Raw genomic sequence first — 1,856 nt, 5'->3', positions numbered from 1 at the left:
CATTCGTAATTCGTAATTCTTCCGGTAGTCCCGAGCAGACTTGAACTGCTGACCCCTACATTATCAGTGTAGTGCTCTAACCAACTGAGCTACGGGACTGGCTGTTTACATCTTATCCTACTCGGGCCTCCTCCCGATCATATAAAAGGGGACGGGCACTTTCTGCTGTATTCTATTCTTCTTTTATCTTATCATAGGACAGATGATCATGATGTGCATAACGGACAACGGAAACCGGCACTCCAGAAAGGAGGTATTCCAGCCGCACCTTCCGGTACGGCTACCTTGTTACGACTTAGCCCCAATTACCGGTATTGCCCTAACACGCTCCTTGCGGCAACATGCTTCAGGCACCCCCAGCTTTCATGGCTTGACGGGCGGTGTGTACAAGGCCCGGGAACGTATTCACCGCGTCATTGCTGATACGCGATTACTAGCGAATCCAACTTCACGGGGCCGAGTTGCAGGCCCCGATCCGAACTGTGACCGGCTTTTCGAGATTCGCATACCATTGCTGGTTAGCTGCCCGCTGTACCGGCCATTGTAGCACGTGTGTAGCCCCGGACGTAAGGGCCATGATGACTTGACGTCGTCCCCACCTTCCTCACTGCTTGCGCAGGCAGTCTGTTTAGAGTCCCCACCATTACATGCTGGCAACTAAACATAGGGGTTGCGCTCGTTGCGGGACTTAACCCAACACCTCACGGCACGAGCTGACGACAGCCATGCAGCACCTAGTTTCGTGTCCCGAAGGAAGGATGCGTCTCTGCATCCGTCACTAACTTTCAAGCCCGGGTAAGGTTCCTCGCGTATCATCGAATTAAACCACATGCTCCTCCGCTTGTGCGGGCCCCCGTCAATTCCTTTGAGTTTCAATCTTGCGATCGTACTCCCCAGGTGGATGACTTAACGCTTTCGCTTGGACGCTGACCGTATATCGCCAACATCGAGTCATCATCGTTTAGGGCGTGGACTACCAGGGTATCTAATCCTGTTCGATACCCACGCTTTCGTGCATCAGCGTCAATAAATCCCTAGACAGCTGCCTTCGCTATCGGGGTTCTGGGACATATCTATGCATTTCACCGCTACTTGTCCCATTCCGCCGTCTTCGAGACCATTCAAGCCCTTCAGTATCAAAGGCACTGCGACAGTTGAGCTGCCGTATTTCACCCCTGACTTAAAGAACCGCCTACGCACCCTTTAAACCCAATAAATCCGGATAACGCTCGGATCCTCCGTATTACCGCGGCTGCTGGCACGGAGTTAGCCGATCCTTATTCCTACGGTACACTCAGGAAGGTACACGTACCTCCGGTTGTTCCCGTAGAAAAGCAGTTTACGACCCGTAGGGCCTTCCTCCTGCACGCGGCATGGCTGGTTCAGGGTTCCCCCCATTGACCAATATTCCTTACTGCTGCCTCCCGTAGGAGTCTGGTCCGTGTCTCAGTACCAGTGTGGGGGTTTCTCCTCTCAGAGCCCCTAGACATCGCAGCCTTGGTGGGCCGTTACCCCGCCAACTAGCTAATGTCACGCGAGCCCATCCGTCCCCTATGAATATTTGGTGGAAAAGCGATGCCGCTCTTCCACGTTATGCGGTGTTAATCCGTCTTTCAACGGGCTATACCCCTGGGACGGGCAGGTTGCTCACGCGTTACGCACCCGTGCGCCACTCTCACCGGTGATAGCAAGCTACCACCGGATCCCGTTCGACTTGCATGTATTAGGCCTGCCGCTAGCGTTCATCCTGAGCCAGGATCAAACTCTCCATTGTAAAATGAAGTGTAAGACGCTAACTATTTACTTAAATAATCAGAATTGTCTTTTTTTTGTATTCTTCTGTACCGGTTCCCGTA

General features: G+C 52.8%; 1 tRNA gene and 1 rRNA gene. Both read right to left on the bottom strand.

Going from position 1 to position 1,856, the window contains the following annotated elements:
- Positions 1 to 25: 25 nt before the first annotated feature.
- Positions 26 to 99, bottom strand: a tRNA-Ile gene (locus tag G5B30_RS17055).
- 147 nt (positions 100 to 246) lie between these two features.
- Positions 247 to 1,774: ribosomal RNA gene (locus G5B30_RS17050) — 16S ribosomal RNA — on the bottom strand.
- Positions 1,775 to 1,856 lie beyond the last annotated feature (82 nt).

Origin of the sequence: Sphingobacterium sp. SGG-5, from assembly GCF_011043525.1 — a bacterium.
Lineage (GTDB): Bacteria > Bacteroidota > Bacteroidia > Sphingobacteriales > Sphingobacteriaceae > Sphingobacterium.
Note: the sequence above shows the minus strand (reverse complement) of the source record. Positions and strands in the feature narration are given on the sequence as shown.